Source organism: Streptosporangium sp. NPDC000509 (assembly GCF_042898365.1).
Taxonomy (GTDB): Bacteria; Actinomycetota; Actinomycetes; order Streptosporangiales; family Streptosporangiaceae; genus Streptosporangium.
In genome coordinates, this window is record NZ_JBIAYX010000001.1 from 130,500 (window position 1) to 152,343 (window position 21,844).

The following is a 21,844-nucleotide window of genomic DNA, read 5'->3' on the forward strand; positions in this document are numbered from 1 at the left end:
CGAAACCCAGGCGTCACTCGTTTCCCGCTACGGCGGGGGCATCGCCCCCACCGCGGTGAGCCGTCCGTGTCCGGTCCGTACTCGACCGCAGGACGTGACTACACCGGGCAGGCGAGCGTGCTGGTGGCGCAGCAGCCGATGCTGATGAAGTGCTCCGTCCGCGGCTCGCGGCCGCCGACCAGCTCGTCCAGGTTGATCTCCCCTGCGGGGTGGACCAGGTCGGCGGTACGGGCCTGCGGGTTCTTCCACTGACGGATCAGCTCGTTCTCGGACATCACTTGTCTCCTTCGTCGAGATTCGTTGTGCGTGGGACACGGGGACCGGCCCGGCACGAGGCCGGGCCGGACGCCCTTGGTGACCGTTGGTGGCCGTGTCCGATGGTCCGTCGCGAACCACGTGGCAGAGGTCCGCGGTGCGGCGTTCGGTCACGACCTCGGGTCGGTTCCCGGCCTCCTAGCAGAGGTCCACGGTGCAGCACTTGTGCGAGATCACCGGAGGCCAGGTCTCCTGTGGCATGCCACCGATGACGCGTGCGAGGTGCTCGTCAAGGTCGATCTCGCCCGCGGGGTGGACCAGGCCGGCGGTACGGGCCTGCGGGTCCTTCCACTGACGGATCAGCTCGTCGCCGGACATCTCACGCCTCCTTCGCGCACGCGGCCGCGGGTCAGCAGTAGTAGCCGGTGGCGCAGCAGCCCCAGGAGGCGAGCCCCTCGGTGGCGGGCTCGCGGCCGCCGACCAGCTCGTCCAGACTGATCTCCCCGGCGGGGTGGACCAGGTCGGCGGAGCGGACCTGCGGGTTCTTCCACTGACGGATCAGCTCGTTGTCGGACATCTCACAACTCCTTGGTGTAGGCCGCAGGGATCAGCAGAAGATGCCGGTGGGGCAGCAGCCGTAGGAGATGGCGTACTCGGTCCGCGGCTCGCGGCCGCCGACCACCCGGGCGTCGTCCAGGGCGATCTCCCCGGCCGGGTGAGCCAGGTCGGCGGAGCGGACCTGCGGGTTCTTCCACTGACGGATCAGCTCGTTCTCGGACATGACGTCACTCCTTCATGGGATTCGATGTTCTGGAAAGCTCCGGCCGAACCGGCGCGGAGACGGGCCGAGGCCCCTTCGTGGTGAAGCGGGTCAGAAGTCTCCGCCGCACCAGATGCCGGTGGGGCAGCAGCCGTAGGAGATGATGTACTCGGTCCGCGGCTCGCGGCCGCCGACCACCCGGGCGTCGTCCAGGGCGATCTCCCCGGCCGGGTGAGCCAGGTCGGCGGAGCGGACCTGCGGGTTCTTCCACTGACGGATCAGCTCGTTCTCGGACATGACGTACTCTCCTTCTGGATCGAGATTTCGTGGTTCGGAATCGGTCCATGGGGCGCGTCGGCGGAACCCGGCGCGCCTCACGCGTTCAGTGCCCCCGCTCGCTGCCGGGGCGCCGCGTCGTGCGCGAACAGCTCTCGGTAGGTCCCCTCTCGTGCGACGAGGTCCTCGTGCGTGCCCCGCTCGACGATGCGACCACGGTCGAGCACGAGGATCTTGTGGGCGTCGCGGATCGCGCTCAGGCGGTGCGAGATGACGATCCGCGTGACCTCGAGCCGGGACAGCGCCGCGTCGACGCGGCGTTCTGTCTCGGGGTCGAGGTGGCTGGTGGCCTCGTCCAGGATGAGCAGGCGAGGCTTGTGGACGAGGGCGCGGGCCAGGGCGACCCGTTGGCGCTGCCCGGCCGACAGCGCGGCGCCGGCCTCTCCGACGAGGGTGCCGTACCCCATGGGCATGGCCTCCACGTCGTCGTGCAGTCCGGCGATGCGGGCGGCGCGCACCACCTCCTCCTCGGTGGCGTCCTCCCGTCCGAGGGTGAGGTTGTCCATGATCGTGCCGTTGAAGAGGTTGAGGTCCTGCAGCACGGCCCCGCAGCGGGAGCGCAGGTCGTGGACGTCGAGCTCGTCGAGTTCGTGCCCGTCGTGGCGCACCGTACCGGCGGTGGGGCGCAGCAGGCCGAGGACCAGCAGGGCGATGGTGCTCTTGCCGGAGCCGGTGCGGCCGACGATGCCGAGCTTGGCGCCGGGCGGGACGGTGAAGGTGAGGTCCTTGAGCACCGGCGGGGCGTCCGCCTGATAGTGGAAGACCAGTTCCTCGACCTCGATGCCACTGGCGGTGTTCTCGGGAAGACGCACGGGGCCGGTGGCCTCCTCGTCCGCGTCGACGATGTCGTAGACCCGCTCGATCTGGCTGCGCAGCATCGGGTAGCTCTGGCCCGCGCTGGCCAGTCCCTGAAGGGGGGCGAGCACGGCGAGGGCGACGGTGCTGGCGGCGAGCGCGGTGCCGATCGTCATGCCACCGTTCAGTACGAGCGCGAGCCCGGTCAGCAGCAGGAGCAGCGGGGCGGCGACGGTGAGGGCCTGGTGGAAGGCCTCCAGGCCGGCGGTGATCCGGCCGCGGACGACCAGGGCACCGCGATACGTCTCGAACAGCCGCACCCAGTGCTGCTCCGCCCGTCCCTCGACGCCGTTCGCCTTGACCGGGACCACGGCCTCCAGGGTTTCGGTGAGGTAGCTCTGCTCCTCGGCCTTCGCCGACAGCTCCCGCTGGTAGACGGCCGCGACCCGCGGGGAGACCCGTAGCACCAGCAGCACGTGGGCGGCGCCCAGGGTGAGGACGACGGGCACGTAGCCGGGGGCGAGGACGGCCAGGCCGATCAGGTAGCCCACCAGGAGCGCGGCGTCCAGCACGAGTATCAGCAGCCGTTGCGTGACGGTCTCTCGGGTGGTGGAGACGCTGCCGAGCCGGGCGAGCAGGTCTCCCCTGCGGCGCTGGATGAAGAACGACAGCGGCAGCCGCAGCATGTGGCGGATGAGCTGCCGTCCCAGCGTCGCCTCGGCGCGGACGCGCAGGGTGAGCACCGCCATCTCCCTCAGCAGGGTCGTCAGCCCGGCCAGGACGGTGGTGCCGAGCACCACCCCGGCGAAGAGCGGCAGGATGTCCGTCCGCTGGTCGGGAGCGAAGGTGTCGACGACCTGCTGGGTGGCGAGCGGCAGCACCAGGGCCAGCAGCTTCAGCACGGTCGCGCAGGCCAGCACGGCGGCGAGCAGGCTCCGGCTGCCCGGCATCGCCACGAAGTCCCGCAGGTAGCGGAGCATCAGCCACTCCCGCATGGGAGTGCGCCGCCGGACGAACTCGGGGCCGGGCGAGAGGTGGATCAGCACGCCGCCGAAGCGCCGGTCGAAGTCCTTCCTGCTCTGCCACTGGCGTCCGCCGCCCGGGTCGGCCAGGCGGACGCGCCGCGCGCCGACCTGTTCCACGACGACGAAGTGGTGGTCGGCGAGGTAGGCGATGACCGGCCGGTCGATGGGACCGAGGCTCTTCATCCGCTCGGTCCGCGCGTGCAGGCCCATGCGGGGGGCGGCGGCGATCAGGTGGGCGGCGGACACGCCGTCGCGTCCGATACCGAGCATTTCCCGGCATTCGGCGACCCGGGTGTCCCTGCCGTGGAAGCTGGCGATCATGGCCAGGCAGGCCGCGGCGCATTCGGTGGAGGTGAGCTGGTGTCGCAGCGGGACCCTGCTCATCGGCGCTCACCTCCGATGGGCGCGTCGAGCAGAAGCACGGACGGGACGTGCTCGGGCCGGGCGAGCCTGAGCAGGCCGTAGCCGATGCCGGCCAGCCCGTTCATCAGGCCGGGGGTGGGGGCGGCGCCGGGCGCGCCCCAGCGGGGGCCGCGGCGGGCCAGGTCGTCGAGGAGGTGGGCCGTGCGTGCCGTCAGCAGCTCGGCCGCCTCCGGCCGGTGGCGCAGCTGGATGAGCAGTTCGAGGTTGCCCAGCTCGCCATGGCAGAGGCTGTGGTTGGCCATCGGCCCGCGCTCCAGTTCGGCGGCGAGCGCGCGGTCGAGGTCCCGGTCGAGGTGCTCGGTCACCGGGCCGCCGACGCGCGACAGGCCGATGCCGGGTGCTCCGTGGCACCAGGCGTGGAGCATGTCGTCGCCGCCCTGTCCCTGCCGGTAGTCGGGCCAGCCCCGCAGGTCCGGCCGGTAGTGCTCGCTCTCGTAGGCGAAGGCGGCCAGGGCGGTGTCACGGGCGCGCGGGTCGCCGCCCGCCTCGGCGTAGCGGCGCAGCGCCCAGCCGATGCCGCCGGCCCCGTGGGAGAAGCCGGTCAGCGGCCGGTCGTCGCTCATGGGCGTGTGCCAGGCCACTCCGGCTCCGACGGGGGCCGCGGTGTCCAGCAGGCGTTCGGCGCACGCCTCCGCGGTGCGCCAGGCCGCGGGTGACCCGGTGGCCCGGTGGATCGCGAGCATCGTGGCCAGGGTCCCCGCGGCGCCGACGATGACGTCCAGTGCCTCGTCCTGGGCGGCCGCCTTCGCGCACAGCTCCACCAGGTCCTCGACCGGCCGCGCCAGCCCCGTGTCGTCCAGCAGGGCGGCCAGGTGGACCAGGGTGTACGCGACTCCGCCGAGGCCGGTGAAGGCGCCCATGACGCCTTCCTCCGGTGGGTCCTCGGCCAGCCCCGCGAGAGGGAGGGCCGCGCGTCGCGCCAGGTCGGCGTACCGTTCCTCACCGGTGACGGCGGCGCACTGCGCCAAGAACAGTGCCACGCCGGTGTAGCCGCCGTACAGGTCCCAGCTCAGCGGCCGCGGCATCCAGTACTTCTCCTCGACCAGCTCCAGCCCGAGCCAGTTGACGCGACCGCCGGGTTCCGAGGCACAGGTGTGGCGGTCGACGAGGTCGGCGACGTCCCGGGCGGCGGCGATCAGCCGGGCCTCGTCCGGCCTGTCGGCGGAGAGGGGGGCGAAGGCGGAGACGGAGGACGTCGTGCCGACGGCGAGGGCGGCGAGCCCGGAGCGGTCCCGGGTGACCATGGCGGCCCGGATGACCCACTCCTGACGGGCGCGATCGACACGGCCCATGCCGAGAACCTTGCGGACGGCGCGGCTCAGGCTGGCCTCGGGCAGGATGTCCGGGATGCGGACACCGCCCGAGGTCCACAGGTCGCGGCTGCCCGGCCGGGTGGTGAAGATCGGGATGTCGCCTGCCCAGAGGTCCTCCGCCTCATAGGCGATCAACCGCTCGCGGGTGCGGTCGCCGCGGGTGATCGCCCACAGGTGGTCGAGCACGCGGTCACGGTCGAGGCCGTGGCGGAGCACGTCCGGGTGGGTGGACTCCATCATCAGCTTGGCGTACGTGCGGGTCGCCCGCGGGACGACGCGAACCTCGTCGTCGGAGAACGTGGTCATCAGCCGGACCAGTGCGGGGGCGTCGGCCACGATGGCCTCGTAGCCGCGGCCGAACCCGGCCAGCAGGTCGTCGAGGTGGTCGGCGGGGTCGGCCGCGTCCTCGCCCAGGCGCGGGCGGTTGCGCACGCCGGGAAAGACCAGGTGTTCGCGGACCAGCCGCATCTCGTCGGTGCCCTGTCCGGTCCAGGTCGGCGTCTTCATCGGCAGCATGACGTCCTTGTCGCCGCCCATGCCGGACAGGTCGATCACGCCGTTCTCGCCCACCATCAGCTCGGGCAGCAGACCGCTGCGGCTCACCGACGACTCCAGGGCGAGCGCCGCGGGGTCCCCCATGAGGCGCTCGATCCCCGCCCCGGGCACCAGCGGGTGCAGCAGGGCCTCCAGGTCGACCAGCACGGGCTGGTCGCCGCAGGCGATCAGGTTCTCGCAGTGGAAATCGGCGCCGTCGAGAGCGTGCAGCATCGCGAGCAGCGCCCCGAGCCGGTGGTAGTAACGGGCGACCTCCTGGCGGTCCTGGCACGGCAGATGGGGCGCGAACTCCACCCAGCCGTACGGGCCGCGGTCCAGCACGGCCAGGCGGATGAGGTCCAAGCCCGCGACGCGCTCGTTGAGCCAGGCCAGGGCGTCGTTGAAGTGCCGGTGAACGGCCTGCGGGCGCGGCTTGTAGACCACCTGCGCACCCGTTTCGAAGGTCAGGACACTCACCGCGCGGCCGCCCTGGTGGGTGTCGCCGCCGCCCTCGACCGCCGTCAGCGGGCCGGGATCGACGCCGCCCAGCAGCGTCCGCACGATGCCGGGACGGTCCTCGGTGTAGCGGGCGAGCATCTCGCCCCGGCCGGCCGCGAACCGGTCGGCCGTCTGGGCGAGCAGCCTGGCCAGCACCGGGTACTCCTCGCACAGCGCGGCGAGCGCCTCGGGATGACGCCCGAACCATCGGACGAAGTCCGCGAACCGTTCCTCAGGCGTCGCCCCCTCAAGCCGCCGCGAGACGCGCATGACGTTGAGCTCCAGAACCAGCGTCCGCGACGCGAGCGCCGCGAGCCGCTGCCGGAGCTCGACGCCCCAGGCCGCGAGCAGGGCGTCCGCCCGAACGGCGGGGCCGCACGCGTTCAGCGCGTCGTCCAGGCGCCGCAGCGCGCCTTCGGCGAACGGCGTCATGATCGCCGCGAATCCCTCGTCGACGGGTATCCCGTCCGCGCGGGCGCCGGACTCGGCAGGCGCCGCGGCGATCGCCTCCTCGGCCTGTACGGCCCAGTCCGGGCGGGCGACACGGCCGGCCAGCACGGCGGGCTCCTCGTCCAGCAGCGAGGTCAGCTCGTCGACGGTGAGCCCGGCCGCGGCCAGCCGCCGGTCGAACTGTCCGCTCTCCAGCAGCCCGTGAGCGTTCCGCCACTCCCGTAGCCGCCAGCGCGCGGTCTCGCCGGCCGACTCCGGCGACCGGCCGGCGGGGATGTCTCCGCCGGTCCGGTCCAGCCGCTCGGCCAGCGTCAGTCCGCCGGCCCACCATGCCGCGCCGAGCTCGGGCGCCGCCCCCAGGGTGATTCCGTCTCCGCTCATGGCTGGCACTCTGCCGACGCGCGGCGTCCGCCACATGCGGGAGCCGCCCCCATATTCGCGCGGGCCCGCCGGGGGTGATGGGGGCATCGGTCACATCAGGTGGGGCGCATCGGCATTCGCGCGGGCTCGGACCGGGCGCTTGAGAGGACGTCAGGTGGAGCGGCGGCGGCGTTCGCGCGCTCGTACCGGGGCCACCTGAGGAGACGTCAGGTGGGGCGCAGCAACTCGGCCGCGTGCTCGTACAGGGCGGCCCGGTCGGGCAGGCCCGTTTTCTGCAGCAGGCTCGCGACGTGCTTCTCCACGGTGCGCGGCGAGATGAACAGCCGCTTGCCGATGTCGACGTTGCCACGCCGTTCGGCGAGCAGGGTGAGCACCTGATACTCCCGCACGCTGACGCCCTGGGCGCGCAGCCCGCTCGGCACCTGTTCCCGTCCGGTGCGGCGCTGCGCCACGGCCGCGCCGGCCCCGCGCAGCATCGCCCGGCAGGCCCCGGTGACCGCGGGGATGCCCGCCTGGTGGAAGTACTCCTCGGCGGTGCGCAGCCAGACCAGCGGCTCGCCCCAGCCGTCCGCCAGGGCGCCCTCGGCGACCAGCCGGAGCCCCAGGTGGTGGGCGAGGGGAAAGGGCCGGGCGGCCTCGGTGGCCCTGCCGAACGCGGCGAGCGCCCCCTCGGGGTCGCCCTGGCGGCCCAGCAGCACGGACCTGGCCAGGTGGAGGAAGGTGCGGTTCCAGGCCAGTTCGGCGGCCGAGGTGCTCTCCGCGGCGTCGCATTCGGTGGCGCCCGCCCGGTCGGCGAGTACGTCCATGAGCACGCGGAGTCCGTACCTGCCGGTGAGGTAGTAGATGGTGGGGTTGTCGTCCTCCCACTCCCGGGCCCTGATCAGCATCTCGCCGCAGAGGTCGCGGTCCTCCTCAAGGAGCGCGCACATCGCCTGGCACAGGCCGTAGACCACCGGCATGTGCAGGCTGCTTTCACCGCCCCACTCGCGGAACCGCTCCAGCACGCCCTCCATTTCCGCGCGTTTGGCCTGGTGGGCCGCGAGCGTGGCCTGGGCGAGCAGGAGATACTGGGTGTAGGCGGTGTGGCCGAGCCGGATGGTGGACTCGACGCACGGGACGGCGAGCCCGTGGGCCTCACCGTACTCGCCGCGCAGCACGCCCGTCATGACCAGGGACGCCTGGGTGGAGTGGACCAGACTGATCGCGCCCGCCTGTGCCGCCGCCCTGCCGACCTCCTCCAGCGGCTCCCGCTCGCCGGTGCGCAGGGCGTGGTTCACGGCCAGGCGCAACATCGCCCGCAGCTTCCACAGCTTCAGGCCGTGGGCGTCGGCGATGGACACCACCCGCGTCAGGCACCGGTCGGGCTCGTCGAACCCACGGGCCCTGGAGAACATCGCCATCCGCTCCCACGCCTGGCAGGCCACCTCGGGGAGCGGGACGCGTTCGGCGACCTCCACGGCTCGCCGTACGAGGGCCTCGGCCGCGGCCATCCGCTGCGGGCTCTGCTGGAGGACCCCGTGGTCGGGAACGATGAGCTGGGCCTCGATCACGTCGACGGCCGCCGTACGGGCCTCGTCCGGGTTGATCTGGAGGAGCCTGCGGAGCGCCGCGACGTGCGCCAGTCCGTCGGCGGTCCCGCCGATCTCGGCGGCGACCCAGGCCAGCTTGGTGCGCAGGTCCATCTCGTGCGGGATGGTCATCGCCAGGTCGCCGCTGATCGGGAGGTCCTTGGCGAGGGCGAAGGCGCGGTCGGCCTGCCCGCTCTCGGTCAGCGCGTGCAACAACCCCTGCAGGACGCGCGCCCGCAGGTCGGCGGGGGCGGATCCGAGCAGGGCGTAGGCGCGTTCGAGCAGCGTGACGGCGAGGTCGGCGGCACCGTCGTCCAGCAGGCGGCGGCCGGCGCCGGCGAGCAGGTCGGCCGCGCCCAGGGTGTCCCCGGCGGTCAGGCGCAGGGTGGCCGCGATCTGGCACCACTCGCCGGGCAGCCCGGGGTACAGCCGCTCCAGCGCGTCGGCGGCGCGGCGCGCGATCGACACCCGCTCGGCGGGGATGAGCGAGGAGCGCAGGGCTTCGGCCATCAGCGCGTGACGGAAGGCGTACCAGTCGCCGGCGGAGTCGTCCGGCGTGATGAGCCGCGCCCCCGTACCCGCGCGCAGGAACTCCATCACCTCGCGGTCGGCCAGGCCGGTGGCCTCCTGGATCATCGGGATCGGGAAGCGGGAGCCGAAGACCGCCGCCATGTGCAGCGACTCCCGGGCGGAGGAGCTCAGCTGGGCGGCGCGCAGCATGATGCTGCGCACCAGCGTGGTCGGCACGTCGATCGCGGGGTCGCCGTTCAGCCGCCACCGCCGCCCGTCGCGCTCCAGGGCGCCGACGTTCACCATGGCGGCGAGCAGTTCCTCGACGACGAACGGGACGCCCGCCGTATCGCGTTCCAGCCGGGTGAGAAGCTGCCGGGGCAGGTCGTCGGGCGAGGCCTCCAGGCAGGCGGCGGTGAGCCGGGCGAGTTGTTCCGGCGGCAGGGGCGCGAGCTCGACGAGGGTCGCGGTCCGCCGCTGGGCGCAGGCCTCGGCGACGGACCGTGCCGGTCCCGCGTGGCTGCGCAGGTTGGCCAGCAGGAAGGCGGGCACCCCGGCGAGGTTGTCGGCCAGGTACTCGACGACGGCGAGTGTGTCGGCGTCCGCGTCGTGCAGGTCCTCCAGGACGAGCAGGCAGCCACCGTCTCGCCCGATGACGGCGAGCAGCCGCAGGACCGCCTCCGCCAGCACCATCACCGACTCCAGATGGTCGGTGCCCCCCGCCCGGCGCCACTCCGGGACCAGCTTGGTGAGCGCCGGCAGGTAGGGCACCAGGGCCGGATCGTCCGGCGGCTCCTTGGTCCTGGTGTAGGAGAGCAGCGCCTCGCACAGCGGTTTGAACGGGATGTCCGCGCTGATGCCCCCGCCCCGTCCCCGCAACGCGATCATCCCTGTGTCGAACGCCTGGTACGCGCATTCCGCGGAAAGGCGGGACTTGCCTATTCCGGGATCGCCGAGCAGGAAAACCGCGCCACCCCGGCCGTCTCGCGCGGCGGCGAGGCGCCGGTCGAGTTGCTCGATTTCCCTTTCGCGTCCGACCAAAATGGGGGAGGTATATGACATGACGACAGGTTAACTGCCGCCATGTCACTAAAAATGCCTTTTAGCGAGCACTCAGGGAAACGGGAATGACGGTGTCGTCTCCGCTCGCGGCCATCACCGCGTGCGCCGCGGTGTCCGGCGAGCCGAACGCGATCGTCGTCCCCGCCGTCAGGCCGGCCAGCACGAGCGCACGGGTCACGGGGGACACGCCGGCCAGTCTGATCATGATCGATCCGGCCGGCGCGCCCAGCCGCTCCTGCCACGACGCGGCCGGCTCCTCGGCGGTCGAACGGTTCTCAGCGTCCTTCTCAGGGTCCATGGATCTCTCCTTCATCAGTGGGCCGCAACAGCAGCACCGACGGTGTCATCTCGGGAAGGGCCAGCCTGAGCAGACCGTGGCCGATGCCGGCCAGGCCGTCCAGCAGACCAGGGGTCGGCGCGTGGCGGGGAGTACCGCACCGCGCTCCGTAGGTGTCCAGCGAGGCCAGCAGCCTGCCGGCGTGGCGGTGCAGTGACCGCTGCGCCACGGGGTCGCCTCGCCGGGCGAGGGCGCTCAGCGTCTCCAGACGTCCCGCCTCGCCGTGACACAGACCGTGTCCCCCCAGCGGGACGTCGGAGATCGGGAACGCCGCCGGATCGCCGGGAAGGGCGGCGTCGGACAGGGCCAGGCGCACTCCCGCCCGGCCGTGGCACCAGGTGTCCTCCGCTGCCGCCGCCCGCGCGGCGGCATGGATGAGCAGACGAGCGCCGTCCACACTCTGCCCCTGCCTGGCGAGCGCCCACCCCACGCCCGCGGCGCCGAAGGCGAAACCCGGCGGCAGATCCGCCACAGAGGGCGCCGCGGCCGCCAGGCGTTCCGCGCACCCGGCCGCCACGCGGTCGGCCCCGGCCGTTCCCGTGCTGTGCCGGACGGCGAGCATCGCGGCCAGGCACCCGGCCAGGCCGTCGTGGACGTCCAGCGGCGACTCGTCGACGACCGCCGCGCCGGCCGCCTCCACCGCGGGCTCCACCCAGCTCGCCACCTCGGCGTCGCCGAGCAGGACCCCGAGCTGTGACAGGCCGTACGCGATGCCGCCGAGACCGCCGAATCCACCGCAGCCCACGGCTCGCAGCAGAGCCTCGTTCCCGGCGATCCGCTCCAGCAGCCGCGGCAGAGGCCGAACCGCCATCCAGGCGAAGTCCATGTAGCGGGAGATTCCGGTGGCTCGACTCGCCTGTGCCAGGAACAGCGCGACGCCGAGGTACCCGCTGGACAACCCTGCGCCCAACGGCATGATCGTCCACCGGCCGTCCTCCACCGGCTCCAGGCCCAGCCAGTTGACGGTACGGCCTTCGCGGTGCGCGGTCGCGCACAGGCGATCCGCGATGCCCCGCGCGGCGGCCACGAGCGCCGCACGATGGGGCACCGTGGCCGGCAGCGGCGCCTCGGACGGCTCGCCGGGATCATGCCGCCCGCCCGCGACCCGGGTCGCCATCGACGCCTCGATGATCCATTCCTGGTTCTCCCGGTCGGCGGCGCCCAGCCGGGCCAGCTTGGCGGCCACGACGTCCAGCCCGCTCTCCCGCGAACACCACGGCAGCGTCCTGCCCCCGCCACCGCGAATCTCCCGCTCGCCGGGGGACGTGCTGAAGTACGGGATGTCCCCCGCCCACAGGTCGGCCCGCTCGAACGGCACCGCGGCCGACCGCGCGGGGTCGCCGACCGACACGGCGTCCAGCAGGTCGAACACCTCGTCCCTGTCGGCGTCGGACCGCATCACGTCCGGATGCGTCGACTCGATCAACAGCTCGCCGTAGAAGCGGGTGGGCCGGAGCAGCACGCGGACCTCGACCTGGCCGAACCTCGCCAGCGGCCCGTGCAGCAGCTCGTCGCGTCCCGCCGCGACGGCGTCGTAGGCACGCCGGAAACCGGCCAGCAGATTCGGCAGGTGGTCGGCGGGGTCGGCGTCCACCCCGTTCAGGGTGGGACGATTGACCGCTCCGGCGAAACGGGTGACACCGCGCACCAGCCGCATCGTGTCCGTCCCCTCCTCCTCCCACCGGGGGGACAGGAACGGGTACACCCCGCCCTTGTCCCCGCCCAGGCCGGAGACGTCCAGCGCGCCCTGCTCGCCGACCATCATCTTCGGCAGCAGCGCGGTGCGCTGGACGGAGTCCCGCAGGGCGTGCAGCGCCGGGTCGGCGGACGCCTCCGCGGGCAGCGCCGCGTGGAACAGTGTCTCGACGTCGACCAGCACCGGCCGGTCCGCGCAGGCGACGAGGTTCTCGTAGTGCACGTCGATGGCGTTCAACGCGTACAGCAGGGCGAGCAGCGCACCGGCGCGCGTGTAGAACCGCTCCACCTCGGCCGCGTCCGCGCACGGCTCGGCCGGCACGAACTCGACCCAGCCGTAGCCCTCCCGCCGCACCACGCGCGGAACGCGCAGGCCGAGACCGGGGACTCGTTCGTTGAGCCAGTCGAGCACCTCGGCGAAGTGCGGGTACGCATGGACCGATCGCGGCCGGTAGACGACCTTCGCGCCGCCGGCCAGGGTCACCACGGTGACGGCGCGTCCCCCGAGATGGCTGTCGCCGACGGCGGAGAACTCCACCGGGCTCCCGGGGTCACTTCCCAGCAGTTCCCTCAGGTGCTCACGATCCGCTGCGAAGCGCGTCAGAAGTTCCAGCCCCGCCTCCACCGCCTGGTCGGCGGCCTGGCGCAGCAGGCGGGCGAGGACGGGATACTCCCCGAGCAGTTCGGCGAGCCCTTTTTCACCGCTCACCCGGCCCACGAAATCGGCGAACCGCTCGGTAGGCGTGTCTCCTGACAGCTCTCCCCTCGTCCTCCGCGCGTTCAGCTCGAACACCAGGACCCGGGAGGCGACCCGCGTGAGCCGGGCCGTCAGATCCTTCGCGAACCGTTCCCCGACCGAGGCGCCCCAGACCCCGCCCTCCAGTCGTGCCGTGCCGGCGGCCAGCCGCTCCACCGCCCGCCGGACGAACGGGAGCACCGCGTCCGACAGAGTCACCTCCCGGCCCGCCGGAACGCCGGACATGTCCACAACGGCCTCCGGCGCGCCTGCTCCGGCGACGGGACGCTCCACGCCGGGGGCGGCGAGGCGAGCCGCGTCGGAGGCGGTGGCCCGATTGGAGGGACGTGCCGCCGTCCGGGCTCGGGGCGGCACGGCGACGAACGGGCTCGCGGAGTTCACAGCCGTCAAGTATGACGACCACACTGAACCGCGATATGGGGGCAATGCCCCCATATTTCCGCGAACCCTCCATCCGCCGCCTCCGCACCGGGGACTCCACCCGGTCGACCACCGCTACCCAACCGCACGAAAGATGGCCCGGATCTTGGCCGGCATTCCAGCCAAAGAGACACCATGGACTCCATGGAGATCATCCCGATCAGCGAAGCGAAGGACCGGCTGACCGAGCTGGCCGACCGGGCCGCTCGCGAGCACGATCACTTCACGCTCACCCGGAACGGGCGACCCCATGTCGTCATCGTTTCCGTGGCCGAGTGGGAGTCCCTGCAGGAGACACTGGAGATTCTCGCCGACCCTGAAATGCGGGCCGACCTGGTCGAGGCCGCTGCCGCCGAGGCACGCGGCGACGTGACCACCGAGGAGGAGATGGCCGCCGTCATGGCCGCCCGCCTTGGCAAGGCGAGCGCGTGAGCGACCGATACACCGTCCTGCTGGATCCGCCTGCCCGCCGCGCACTCGCCTCGGGCCTGCCCGAGACCGTGGCGTCCGCAGCCTGGGAATTGATCACCGGCGCCATCGCACGCGAGCCCTGGCGTGTCGGCAAACCCCTCCAAGAGCCGCACGAAGGGCTGCATGTCGCTCGACGTGGAACGTATTGCGTGGTCTACCGCATCGACGAGGACAAGCGCACCGTGACGATCCAGACGATCAAACACCGCCGAGACGCCTACCGTCCATAAAGACGGACCGACCGCCGCCGGTACCGGTTGACCACCGGACGGCGGGTCACGGCCACACATGGGCCGATATCAGATCCATCAGTGAAAACGGGAACACCATGTTGGTGTCAACGAAGACCCGCGCCATCGGCGCACTCCCAGGACGGTCAGTTCGGAAGCATGTGCACGACTTCGCCGCCCAGCGGTGATGCCCGGGGCTCCGGTCGGAGACCCGGGCATCACCGTTCTGAGCCGCCTGTCACCGGAACCGGGGCCGTCACGTCGTGACGGACGGCCCCGGTTCCACGGCGCGGCCACGCAGGTCAGGGCCGCGTGGCGGCCGCGCCCGTTTCCTGCTCGCTCAGGGAGTGGGGGTCGGGGTCGGGGTTCCCTCCGTCACGGTGGGGGTCGGCTCTGGCGTGGGGGCGGGCGGCGGCTCCTCCGTGGGAGGCGGGGTCTCGGTGGGAGGCAGCGGGGACTCCGTCGGCGGGAACGGGGTATCCGTGGGAGGCGGGGTGGGAGGCAGCGGGGTTTCCACGGGCGGTGTGGGGGTCGCGACCGGCGGCGTGGGGCAGATGGCGGGCTTGTGCCACCTGCTGCCCGGCCGCCACTCGTTGATGGACCACCAGCCGCCACCGCGCCAGAACTTCTTGTGAGGCCGCGTCAGGCCGAAGACGTAGGCGGCCGTCGCCGTCTCGCCAGAGGTCGTCGCGGTCACCGAGACCCAGTCGCCCTGCCTGAGCACGTTGTCCCGTCGTCCCGAGAGGGACTTGGTGGTGTCGGCGATCGTGTACACCCGCTCGAAGCCGTCCTGGCTCTTGACGGTGATCGAGTCTTCCGCCAGAGCGGTCGCCTCGCCGGTCTGGGCGAACACGGTGAAGCCGCAGCCGTCCTTCGCCGGGAGGACGAACTCGCCGTGCAGCGTGCCGGGGAACGCCACCGGGGGTACCCGGGGCGGTGTCGTGGTGGTGGGAGTCGGTGTCGGCGTCGGTGTCTCGGTCGAGGGCGGGGGAATCGGTGTCGGGCTCAGCGGGGGTGTCTCGCTCACCGTCACACTGGGGGTCGGCGTCGGTGATTCCGTCGGTGCGGGCGGCGGCGATGCCGCTGACGCCGGGGAGGCCCCGACGCCGCCCGACGCCACCAGCACGACGGCGGTGGCGATGACCATCGGGCGGGGGATGCGCCGTGGTGGTCCGCCCGGTCCGCTCGACGACACCGCGTTGGGCCTGTCGGGATTTGTTAGCGTCACCTTGTCCTCCATCTGGTTTGATCCGGAACCAGCGGGGGCGTCGAAGTCGAAGGGGTGCTCTCACGCCCGCCGCCGAGACCGAGGACCACCGCCCGGTCGTGGTCCTCCGTCGAGGGGCGCGGGGAAGACTTCCCGCTTCCGGAGCAGCCATGCCGACGAAACAGGCGACGGGCCGTCGAAACCGAAACTTTCGCCAGCTCACCGCCACATTTCGCGAATTACAACAAATTTCCCTCAGGGCCTACAAACGTGCCTCGGGCCGTCTCGCGTGCCCTTCTCTGATCATCGCGAAGTGTGTGAACCGGGACGCGTCTCGGCGAGGACGGTTCAGGAGTAGGCGGCGACCATGCCGACGACGAGACCGGCGAGTGAGACGAGCGTGAGGACACAGCCGAGGACCACCGCGGCGCGCCTGCCGCGACGCACCTTGAGAACGTAGAGGAACACGTACGGCAGGAAGCCCAGCACGCCGACGCCGAGAAACGGCATGGTCAGCGCGGCGAGGACGCCCGAGGTGCCGGTCCGGACGGCACGGTCGCCCTCGGGGGTGAGCTGGGCGCGCCTGACGTCTCCCGCGGTGGAGTCGGGTGAGGCGTCGACCGGGATGGCGTCTCCGCCGCCGTCGGGCGCGAAGCTGCCCTTGCAGTCGTAACGGCCCCGGCCCAGTTCCTCGCACGAGACGACCGTGAGCGTGCCGGGAACGCCGACGGAGCCCGTCGCGAGCTTGAGGCCGGGCACCGCGAACACGAAGGGCAGCACACCCAGACCCGTCCAGAGGATCAACAGGATGGTCATGCCGATCTTCCCCGGTGTTCTTCCCGGACCGGGGGTCGGCACCGGCTGGAAGGCGTTCGCCACGTCCTCGAAGGCGTTACTCATGGGGGCAGGATGCGACACGCCACTTGCGAACCACCTGTTGGTGACTTGGGGTCAACGCTCACGATGCCGCCCCTGATCGAGGGCCTCAGGAGATGCCCCCGGCCGCCCTGGCCTCGGCCTCGGCGGCGTCCAGCTTCGCGGCCTCCTCGGGAGTGGGCGCGGTGCCGCCGAGGTGGCGGGGCTGCCACCAGACGCCCCGCGGGATCTCCGGGTAGCTCCGCTGCGCCGCATCGAGCATCTCGGACATGCGTTCGCGCAGGTCGGCGGTGACCTTGTCGTAGTCGTCACCGCGCTGGGGATGCATGGGCTCGCCGACCCGGATCGTGATCGGCACGTGCCGCTGGAGCAGTTTCCTGGGGTGGTCCTTGGTCCACAGCCGCTGGGTGCCCCACAGGGAGACGGGGATCATCGGCACCTTGGCGGCGACGGCCATCCGGACCGCGCCGTTCTTGATCTCCTTGACCGTGAAGGATCTGCTGATCGTGGCCTCGGCGAACACGCCGACGACCTCGCCGCTCCTGAGCGCCTTCAGCGCCGCGCCGAACGCGGCGGCCCCGGCCGCGCGGTCGACCGGGATGTGGTGCATGCCGCGCATCAGCGGCCCCGAGATCCGGTGGTCGAAGACCTCCTTCTTCGCCATGAAACGCACCAGGCGCCCGGCGGGCCGCGCGGCCCAGCCGGCGAAGATGAAGTCGAGATAGCTGATGTGATTGCTGACCAGCACGGCTCCGCCGGTCTTCGGGATGCGGTCGGCGCCCTCAACGCTGATCTTGAGGTCCAGCGCTCGGAACAAGGTCAACGCCGCCCCGATGACCGGGGGGTACACGATCTCAGCCATGGCTGAACCGTACCTCAGCCACCCCCTCCCCCCGACCTCCACGTCCTCCCCGGGCGCGCTCGTGCGGGGAGGGACCTCAGTGCCCCCGGAACGCCTCCTCCAGCCACCACGCCCCCCGTGCCCGGCTGACCCGGGCGTGGATCATCAGGGGCCGGTCGCGGGCCCCCTCCAGCCACCGGGCCACCGCGGTGAGATCGGCCCGGTCCCGTACGGTCACCGCCTCGCAGCCGAAGCCCCTGGCGACGGCGGCGATGTCGGCGGGCGGGAAGGTCACGGTGTCCAGGGGGTGCCCGTCCGGGCCGAAGTGGTGCACCTCCGCGCCGTAACCGTCGTCGTCGTACACGACGATCACCATCGGAAGGCCGAGCCGTACGACCGTCTCCAGTTCGGCGACGCCCATCAGGGCGCCCCCGTCGCCCAGCGCGGCCACCGGGAGCCGGTCAGGCTGGGCGAGGGCCGCGCCGATCGCGGTGGCGAGGCCGAGTCCGATCGACTGGAACGCCTGCGTGAAGCAGAATCCCCGCTCGTCAGGGACATCGAGGAACATCGACGGATATCCCATGAAATTTCCGGAGTCGATGGAGACGACGCGTTCCTCGGGAAGCAGGTCGTCCAGCTCGATGGTGAGCGTCCGTGGGTCGATCCTGCCGTCGCCGCTCTCGTCGACGTAGGGCACGTCCCGCCAGCGGTTCTCCCCCGCGATCCGCGCGGCCAGCTCCGTCGATCGGTAACCGGCTCCGTCACCGTCCGGGACGCTCTCACCGAGCAGGCGGACGGCGGCGCGCGCGGTGCGGGCGACGTCGCCGACCACCCCGAGATGGATGGGCCGGTGGGCGCCGAGCGCGGCGTCGTCCAGGTCGACCTGGACGACGGTGGTGTCGCGGCCGATCAGCGTGCCGTGGCGCATGGTCCACATGTTGAGCGCGCATCCCCAGCCCACGAGCACGTCGGCGTCGCGGATGAGCTCGGCCGTGAGCGGCGAGGCGAAGCCACCGCTCACGTCCAGGTCCCACGGACTGCCCCTGAACAGTCCCCTCGCCACGGCGGAGGTGGCGAGCAGTGCCCCGGTCCGCCCGGCGAGCTCCTCGATCTCGCGCCGGGCCCCGCGTGCGCCCCGCCCCGCGACGAAGACGGGACGGCGCGCCGCCGCGAGGATCTCCACCAGCCGGGCGACCTCTTCGTCTCCCGGCTCCGGTGCCGGGGTGCCCTCCCCGGCCTCCGGTGATCGAACCCTCTCTTCTGCCCCCGTCGGGACGATCCGCTCGGCTCCCCCTGCCTCGATGTCCGCGCCGTCCGCGAGGGCCGCCGCGACCTGCGCGCCCGCGGCGGGGACGGTCAGCCCCTGGACCTGCAACGGAAGGTTGAGCAGGACCGTACGACGCCCGTCGCGAGCGGTGCGGAACGCCTCGGCCGTGTCGGCGGCGGCGGTCTCCGCCGACCCGATCCGCAGCGGTACGGCACCCACGGCCTCCGCCAGCGCGGTCTGGTCGACGAAGAAGTTCGAGCGGGGCTCGCTCACCTCTCCGGCCAGCACGACGAGCGGGGTGCGGCTCTTGGCGGCCTCGGCGATGCCGGTCATCGCGTTGGTGAGTCCCGGCCCCTGGTGGACGCTGAGCACGGCGACCCCGCCGCTGAGGCGGGCGTAGGCGTCGGCCATGGTCGCCGCACCGCCCTCGTGGCGTGCGGCGACGTAGCGCACGCCGTGCGCGACCAGCGCGTTGGTCACGTGGAAGTTGCCGCTGCCCACCACCCCGAAGGCGGTGTCCACTCCGAGTGAGGCGAGGGTCCGTCCCACGACCTCGGCGACGTTCACCTCTCGACCAGGGCCAGCACGCGCAGCGGGCTGCCCGAGCCTCCGACGATGGGCAGCGGTGGCGCGACGACCACGGCGCCGGTCACCGGGAGCCGGTCGAGGTTGCGCAGCTGGGTCAGTCCGTACTTCCCCGCACCGAGCAGGAACGAGTGACACGGGAAGGCGGGGTCGAAGCCGTGCGCGGCGCCCGCGTCGGTGCCCACGGTCTCCACGCCCAGCCCGGCGATCGAGGTCTCCTCGGCCAGCCACCGGGCGCACTCGACCGAGACACCCGGCGTGTGCGGGCCCGTCTCGTTCGCGTTCAGGAAGCGCTCCTGGTCGTGGGAGTAGGCGTCCCAGCCGGTGCGGTAGAGCAGCCATCCCCCCTCGGGCAGCGGCCCGTTGACCTGCTCCCACTCCTTGACGTGCGCGATCTCCAGCAGGAAGTCGGGATCCTCGGCCGCCTCCGCGGCGAAGTCGAGCACCACGGCCGGGGCGATCAGCCGCTCGACCGGCACCCGCGAGACGTCCTCGCCGTCCTTGCCGGTGACCCAGTGAACGGGCGCGTCGAAATGGGTGCCGGTGTGCTCGCCGGTCACGATGTCGTTCCAGTACCACGCGGGGCCACGATCGTCGTAGTGGCTGATCTCCTTGAGCGTGAACGGGACGGTGTTGCCGAACGGCTCCGGCAGCCTCAGGATCGGCGTCTCCGACGACAGCGGCGCCGTCAGGTCGATCACCTCGATCCCGCCGCTCCGGATGCTCTCCACCAGGTTCCGCAACACCGACATGACGCCTCCAGGAGGGATGAGATCTGGGCAGATCCTCCTACACCGCCACCTCGGACCGCCAGCTTCGCGTACGCGCGCCGGACCTCCGGGATGCGTACCGGTCTGCTCGCCGCTTCGGGATTCGAGCCCGGGCGGGAGCGGGCCTCCACGGCCGGTGCTTGCCATCGCCTGCGAACAAGGCGAGGTTGGGAGTTGTGAAAAAGCTCATCAACGATGTCGAGTCAGTCGTTCCCGATGCGCTGCGCGGCCTCGCGGCGGCCCATCCCGGGCTCCGGGTGGACGTGGACAACCAGATCGTGTTCCGGGCCTCGGGGCCCCGCCCCGGCAAGGTGGGCCTGGTGTCCGGCGGTGGTTCGGGGCACGAACCACTGCACGCCGGATTCGTGGGGTACGGCATGCTCGACGCGGCCTGCGCCGGTGAGATCTTCACCTCTCCCGTACCCGACCAGATGATCGAGGCCACCACGGCGGTGGACGGCGGGGCGGGAGTCCTGCACATCGTGAAGAACTACACGGGCGACGTGCTGAACTTCCGGATGGCGGCCGAGCTGAGCGGCGAGGAGGGGGTGCGGGTGGAGAGCGTGCTGGTCGACGACGACGTGGCCGTACGCGACTCCCTCTACACGGCGGGGCGCAGGGGCACCGGCGCCACCCTGTTCGTCGAGAAGATCGCCGGGGCGCTCGCCGAGACCGGCGCGCCGCTGCCCGAGGTCGCGCGGGTGGCCAGGGAGGTCAACGCCCGCAGCCGTTCCTTCGGGGTCGCGCTGAGCCCCTGCACCACGCCCGCGGCGGGCAGGCCCACCTTCGACCTCTCCGACACCGAGATCGAGCTGGGCATCGGTATCCACGGCGAGCCCGGCCGGATGCGCTCGGCCATGCGCCCGGCCCGCGAACTGGTCCACCTCGCGATGGACGCGATCCACGAGGATCTGCCGATCTCCGGCGACACCCTCGTCATGGTGAACGGCATGGGCGGCACGCCGCTGATCGAGCTGTACATCGCCTACGCGGCCGTCGTGGAACACCTGGCGGAGAAGGGGGCGCGGGCGGCGCGCAACCTCGTCGGCAACTACGTGACGAGCCTCGACATGCAGGGGTTCTCGATCACGGTCTGCCGGTTGAACGAGGAGCTCACCCGGCTCTGGGACGCCCCCGTCGAGACCTCCGCCCTGCGCTGGGGCCGCTGATGACCGCTGACCGGGGGCCTGACCCGGACGCCGACACGGGCCCCGACACACCCACCGGAACAGAGGCCGACACGGATAGGGGGACGGACACCGGGGCACACACCGATACGAACACTGACACGATCACCGACACGAACCGAGCCGAGATGAGCACCGCGATGGACACCGCCTTTTTCGCCGCCTGGATCGAGGAGATCGCCAGGGTCGTCGCCGCGGGGAAGGAGTGGCTGACCGGTCTGGACGCCGCGATCGGCGACGCCGACCACGGGGCCAATCTCGACCGGGGGTTCACCGCGGTCACCGGGGCGCTCGCGGCCAAAGAACCCGATACCCCGGGATCGCTGCTGGTGCTGGTGGGCAACACCTTGATCCGCAAGGTCGGCGGGGCGTCCGGCCCCCTGTACGGCACGGCGTTCCGCGAGGCGGGCAGGACGCTGGGCGACACCCCCGAGGTGTCCGTCGCGCACCTCCACACCGCCCTGGAGGCCGGGCTCGCCGGGGTGCGGAAGCTGGGCTCGGCCGCCGAGGGCGACAAGACCATGGTGGACGCCCTCGCCCCGGCCGTACGGGCACTGGAGCAGGCGGTACGGGACGGCAAGGACCCGGCGGAGGCGATCGGCGCCGCGTCGGAGGCGGCACGCACCGGAGCCGAGGCGACGATCCCGATGCAGGCACGCAAGGGGCGGGCGAGCTATCTCGGGCCGCGCAGCGTGGGCCACCAGGACCCCGGCGCCGCCTCCACCGCGCTCGTCGTCTCCGCCCTGCACACGGTGGCGACGTCGTGGTAGGCATCGTCCTCATCTCGCACAGCGGCCCGCTGGCGGCCGAGGTGGCACTGCTCGCCTCGCAGATCGGCGGCGCGAACGTGCCGCTCGCCGCCGCGGGCGGCAGCGAGGACGGCGGTCTCGGGACCAGTCCCGACCTGGTGGCGGCGGCGATCGAGGAGGTGGACCGGGGGGACGGGGTGCTCCTCATCCCCGACCTGGGAAGCTCGGTGCTCACCGCCCGGCTCTTCGCCGACGAGCGCGTGGTGATCGCCGACGTGCCGTTCGTCGAGGGGACCATCTCGGCCGTCGTGTCGGCGGGCATCGGCTCCTCGCTGGACGTCGTGCTCGCGGCGGCCGAGGAGGCGCGGACCATCCGCAAGCTCTGACGCGGAAAACCCCGCCCTCCGCGGGGGAGAGCGGGGTCCGGCGTACCCGCGAGGCCGGACGGTGCGGGCCGAGGCTCCGGCGCATGACGCGGAGGTGCGGCGCGAGCCGAGGCCCGGCGTACACGCGGAGGTACGGCGCCGAAGCTCCGGCGCATG

The 21,844-nt window shown here is 72.3% G+C and carries 20 protein-coding genes; 5 read left to right on the forward strand and 15 right to left on the reverse strand.

Going from position 1 to position 21,844, the window contains the following annotated elements:
* Nucleotides 1–98: 98 nt before the first annotated feature.
* The 10 genes from ACFY3D_RS00445 to ACFY3D_RS00490 all read right to left on the reverse strand — a co-directional run bounded on the left by ACFY3D_RS00445 (nt 99) and on the right by ACFY3D_RS00490 (nt 13,080).
* Complete coding sequence (locus tag ACFY3D_RS00445) at nt 99–275, reverse strand: hypothetical protein (protein ID WP_389973030.1); 177 nt, start codon at nt 273–275, stop codon at nt 99–101.
* Nucleotides 276–453: 178 nt separating this feature from the next.
* Complete coding sequence (locus ACFY3D_RS00450; protein ID WP_389973033.1) at nt 454–633, reverse strand: hypothetical protein; 180 nt, start codon at nt 631–633, stop codon at nt 454–456.
* A 31-nt stretch (nt 634–664) separates the two neighbouring features.
* Nucleotides 665–832 (reverse strand): hypothetical protein, encoded by a 168-nt coding sequence (locus ACFY3D_RS00455; protein ID WP_389973036.1) that lies wholly within the window; start codon nt 830–832, stop codon nt 665–667.
* 30 nt (nt 833–862) lie between these two features.
* A complete protein-coding gene (locus ACFY3D_RS00460) occupies nt 863–1,036 on the reverse strand; it encodes a hypothetical protein (RefSeq protein ID WP_362922499.1) in 174 nt (57 codons plus the stop codon).
* A gap of 90 nt (nt 1,037–1,126) precedes the next feature.
* Nucleotides 1,127–1,312 (reverse strand): hypothetical protein, encoded by a 186-nt coding sequence (locus ACFY3D_RS00465; protein ID WP_362895117.1) that lies wholly within the window; start codon nt 1,310–1,312, stop codon nt 1,127–1,129.
* Between the two features lie 77 nt (nt 1,313–1,389).
* Nucleotides 1,390–3,555 (reverse strand): peptidase domain-containing ABC transporter, encoded by a 2,166-nt coding sequence (locus ACFY3D_RS00470; RefSeq protein WP_389973040.1) that lies wholly within the window; start codon nt 3,553–3,555, stop codon nt 1,390–1,392.
* Nucleotides 3,552–6,770 carry a type 2 lanthipeptide synthetase LanM family protein gene (locus ACFY3D_RS00475; RefSeq protein WP_389973043.1) on the reverse strand — a complete coding sequence of 1,073 codons (3,219 nt, stop codon included), beginning with the start codon at nt 6,768–6,770 and terminating at the stop codon, nt 3,552–3,554. Before ACFY3D_RS00475 ends, ACFY3D_RS00470 begins: the two co-directional genes overlap by 4 nt.
* 206 nt (nt 6,771–6,976) lie before the next feature.
* On the reverse strand, nt 6,977–9,910 hold the full coding sequence (locus ACFY3D_RS00480; protein WP_389973046.1) for a helix-turn-helix transcriptional regulator: 2,934 nt from the start codon (nt 9,908–9,910) through the stop codon (nt 6,977–6,979).
* Nucleotides 9,911–9,950: 40 nt separating this feature from the next.
* Complete coding sequence (locus ACFY3D_RS00485) at nt 9,951–10,208, reverse strand: hypothetical protein (protein ID WP_389973049.1); 258 nt, start codon at nt 10,206–10,208, stop codon at nt 9,951–9,953.
* Nucleotides 10,198–13,080 carry a type 2 lanthipeptide synthetase LanM family protein gene (locus ACFY3D_RS00490; RefSeq protein ID WP_389973052.1) on the reverse strand — a complete coding sequence of 961 codons (2,883 nt, stop codon included), beginning with the start codon at nt 13,078–13,080 and terminating at the stop codon, nt 10,198–10,200. The genes ACFY3D_RS00485 and ACFY3D_RS00490 overlap by 11 nt, the downstream gene beginning before the upstream one ends.
* Nucleotides 13,081–13,254: 174 nt before the next feature.
* Here ACFY3D_RS00490 and ACFY3D_RS00495 point away from each other — a divergent pair, with 174 nt between their 5' ends.
* Nucleotides 13,255–13,551, forward strand: a complete 297-nt coding sequence (locus ACFY3D_RS00495) for a type II toxin-antitoxin system Phd/YefM family antitoxin (protein ID WP_389973055.1) — start codon at nt 13,255–13,257, stop codon at nt 13,549–13,551.
* Nucleotides 13,548–13,820: a type II toxin-antitoxin system RelE/ParE family toxin gene (locus tag ACFY3D_RS00500; RefSeq protein WP_389973058.1), complete on the forward strand. Its 273-nt coding sequence runs from the start codon at nt 13,548–13,550 to the stop codon at nt 13,818–13,820. Before ACFY3D_RS00495 ends, ACFY3D_RS00500 begins: the two co-directional genes overlap by 4 nt.
* A gap of 340 nt (nt 13,821–14,160) precedes the next feature.
* Here the strand turns inward: ACFY3D_RS00500 and ACFY3D_RS00505 are convergent, their stop codons facing one another.
* The 5 genes from ACFY3D_RS00505 to ACFY3D_RS00525 all read right to left on the reverse strand — a co-directional run bounded on the left by ACFY3D_RS00505 (nt 14,161) and on the right by ACFY3D_RS00525 (nt 19,348).
* The gene (locus tag ACFY3D_RS00505; RefSeq protein WP_389973061.1) at nt 14,161–15,048 is read right to left on the reverse strand and encodes a hypothetical protein; all 888 of its coding nucleotides are present in this window, start codon (nt 15,046–15,048) and stop codon (nt 14,161–14,163) included.
* Nucleotides 15,049–15,375: 327 nt separating this feature from the next.
* Nucleotides 15,376–15,927: a hypothetical protein gene (locus ACFY3D_RS00510; protein WP_389973064.1), complete on the reverse strand. Its 552-nt coding sequence runs from the start codon at nt 15,925–15,927 to the stop codon at nt 15,376–15,378.
* An 85-nt stretch (nt 15,928–16,012) separates the two neighbouring features.
* A complete protein-coding gene (locus ACFY3D_RS00515; protein WP_389973067.1) occupies nt 16,013–16,765 on the reverse strand; it encodes a lysophospholipid acyltransferase family protein in 753 nt (250 codons plus the stop codon).
* Nucleotides 16,766–16,841: 76 nt separating this feature from the next.
* Nucleotides 16,842–18,578 carry a thiamine pyrophosphate-binding protein gene (locus ACFY3D_RS00520; RefSeq protein WP_389973070.1) on the reverse strand — a complete coding sequence of 579 codons (1,737 nt, stop codon included), beginning with the start codon at nt 18,576–18,578 and terminating at the stop codon, nt 16,842–16,844.
* A complete protein-coding gene (locus ACFY3D_RS00525; RefSeq protein ID WP_389973073.1) occupies nt 18,575–19,348 on the reverse strand; it encodes a cyclase family protein in 774 nt (257 codons plus the stop codon). The genes ACFY3D_RS00520 and ACFY3D_RS00525 overlap by 4 nt, the downstream gene beginning before the upstream one ends.
* A gap of 194 nt (nt 19,349–19,542) precedes the next feature.
* Between ACFY3D_RS00525 and dhaK the strand changes: the two genes are divergently transcribed.
* From dhaK to ACFY3D_RS00540, 3 genes are all read left to right on the forward strand, one after another.
* Complete coding sequence (gene dhaK / locus ACFY3D_RS00530; protein WP_389973076.1) at nt 19,543–20,535, forward strand: dihydroxyacetone kinase subunit DhaK; 993 nt, start codon at nt 19,543–19,545, stop codon at nt 20,533–20,535.
* Between the two features lie 158 nt (nt 20,536–20,693).
* Entirely contained in the window at nt 20,694–21,323 is a 630-nt protein-coding gene (gene dhaL / locus ACFY3D_RS00535) for a dihydroxyacetone kinase subunit DhaL (protein WP_389973079.1), read from the forward strand.
* Nucleotides 21,317–21,688 carry a PTS-dependent dihydroxyacetone kinase phosphotransferase subunit DhaM gene (locus ACFY3D_RS00540; protein ID WP_389973082.1) on the forward strand — a complete coding sequence of 124 codons (372 nt, stop codon included), beginning with the start codon at nt 21,317–21,319 and terminating at the stop codon, nt 21,686–21,688. The genes dhaL and ACFY3D_RS00540 overlap by 7 nt, the downstream gene beginning before the upstream one ends.
* The last annotated feature ends 156 nt before the right edge of the window (nt 21,689–21,844 follow it).

Coding starts and splice junctions, on each gene's coding strand:
- ACFY3D_RS00460 (WP_362922499.1), bottom strand. CDS start 1,036: ATGTCCGAGAACGAGCTGATCCGTCAGTGGAAGAACCCGCAGGTCCGC.
- ACFY3D_RS00515 (WP_389973067.1), bottom strand. CDS start 16,765: ATGGCTGAGATCGTGTACCCCCCGGTCATCGGGGCGGCGTTGACCTTG.
- ACFY3D_RS00510 (WP_389973064.1), bottom strand. CDS start 15,927: ATGAGTAACGCCTTCGAGGACGTGGCGAACGCCTTCCAGCCGGTGCCG.
- ACFY3D_RS00470 (WP_389973040.1), bottom strand. CDS start 3,555: ATGAGCAGGGTCCCGCTGCGACACCAGCTCACCTCCACCGAATGCGCC.
- ACFY3D_RS00455 (WP_389973036.1), bottom strand. CDS start 832: ATGTCCGACAACGAGCTGATCCGTCAGTGGAAGAACCCGCAGGTCCGC.
- ACFY3D_RS00475 (WP_389973043.1), bottom strand. CDS start 6,770: ATGAGCGGAGACGGAATCACCCTGGGGGCGGCGCCCGAGCTCGGCGCG.
- ACFY3D_RS00450 (WP_389973033.1), bottom strand. CDS start 633: ATGTCCGGCGACGAGCTGATCCGTCAGTGGAAGGACCCGCAGGCCCGT.
- ACFY3D_RS00485 (WP_389973049.1), bottom strand. CDS start 10,208: ATGGACCCTGAGAAGGACGCTGAGAACCGTTCGACCGCCGAGGAGCCG.
- dhaL (WP_389973079.1), top strand. CDS start 20,694: ATGGACACCGCCTTTTTCGCCGCCTGGATCGAGGAGATCGCCAGGGTC.
- ACFY3D_RS00525 (WP_389973073.1), bottom strand. CDS start 19,348: ATGTCGGTGTTGCGGAACCTGGTGGAGAGCATCCGGAGCGGCGGGATC.
- ACFY3D_RS00495 (WP_389973055.1), top strand. CDS start 13,255: ATGGACTCCATGGAGATCATCCCGATCAGCGAAGCGAAGGACCGGCTG.
- ACFY3D_RS00445 (WP_389973030.1), bottom strand. CDS start 275: ATGTCCGAGAACGAGCTGATCCGTCAGTGGAAGAACCCGCAGGCCCGT.
- ACFY3D_RS00480 (WP_389973046.1), bottom strand. CDS start 9,910: ATGTCATATACCTCCCCCATTTTGGTCGGACGCGAAAGGGAAATCGAG.
- ACFY3D_RS00465 (WP_362895117.1), bottom strand. CDS start 1,312: ATGTCCGAGAACGAGCTGATCCGTCAGTGGAAGAACCCGCAGGTCCGC.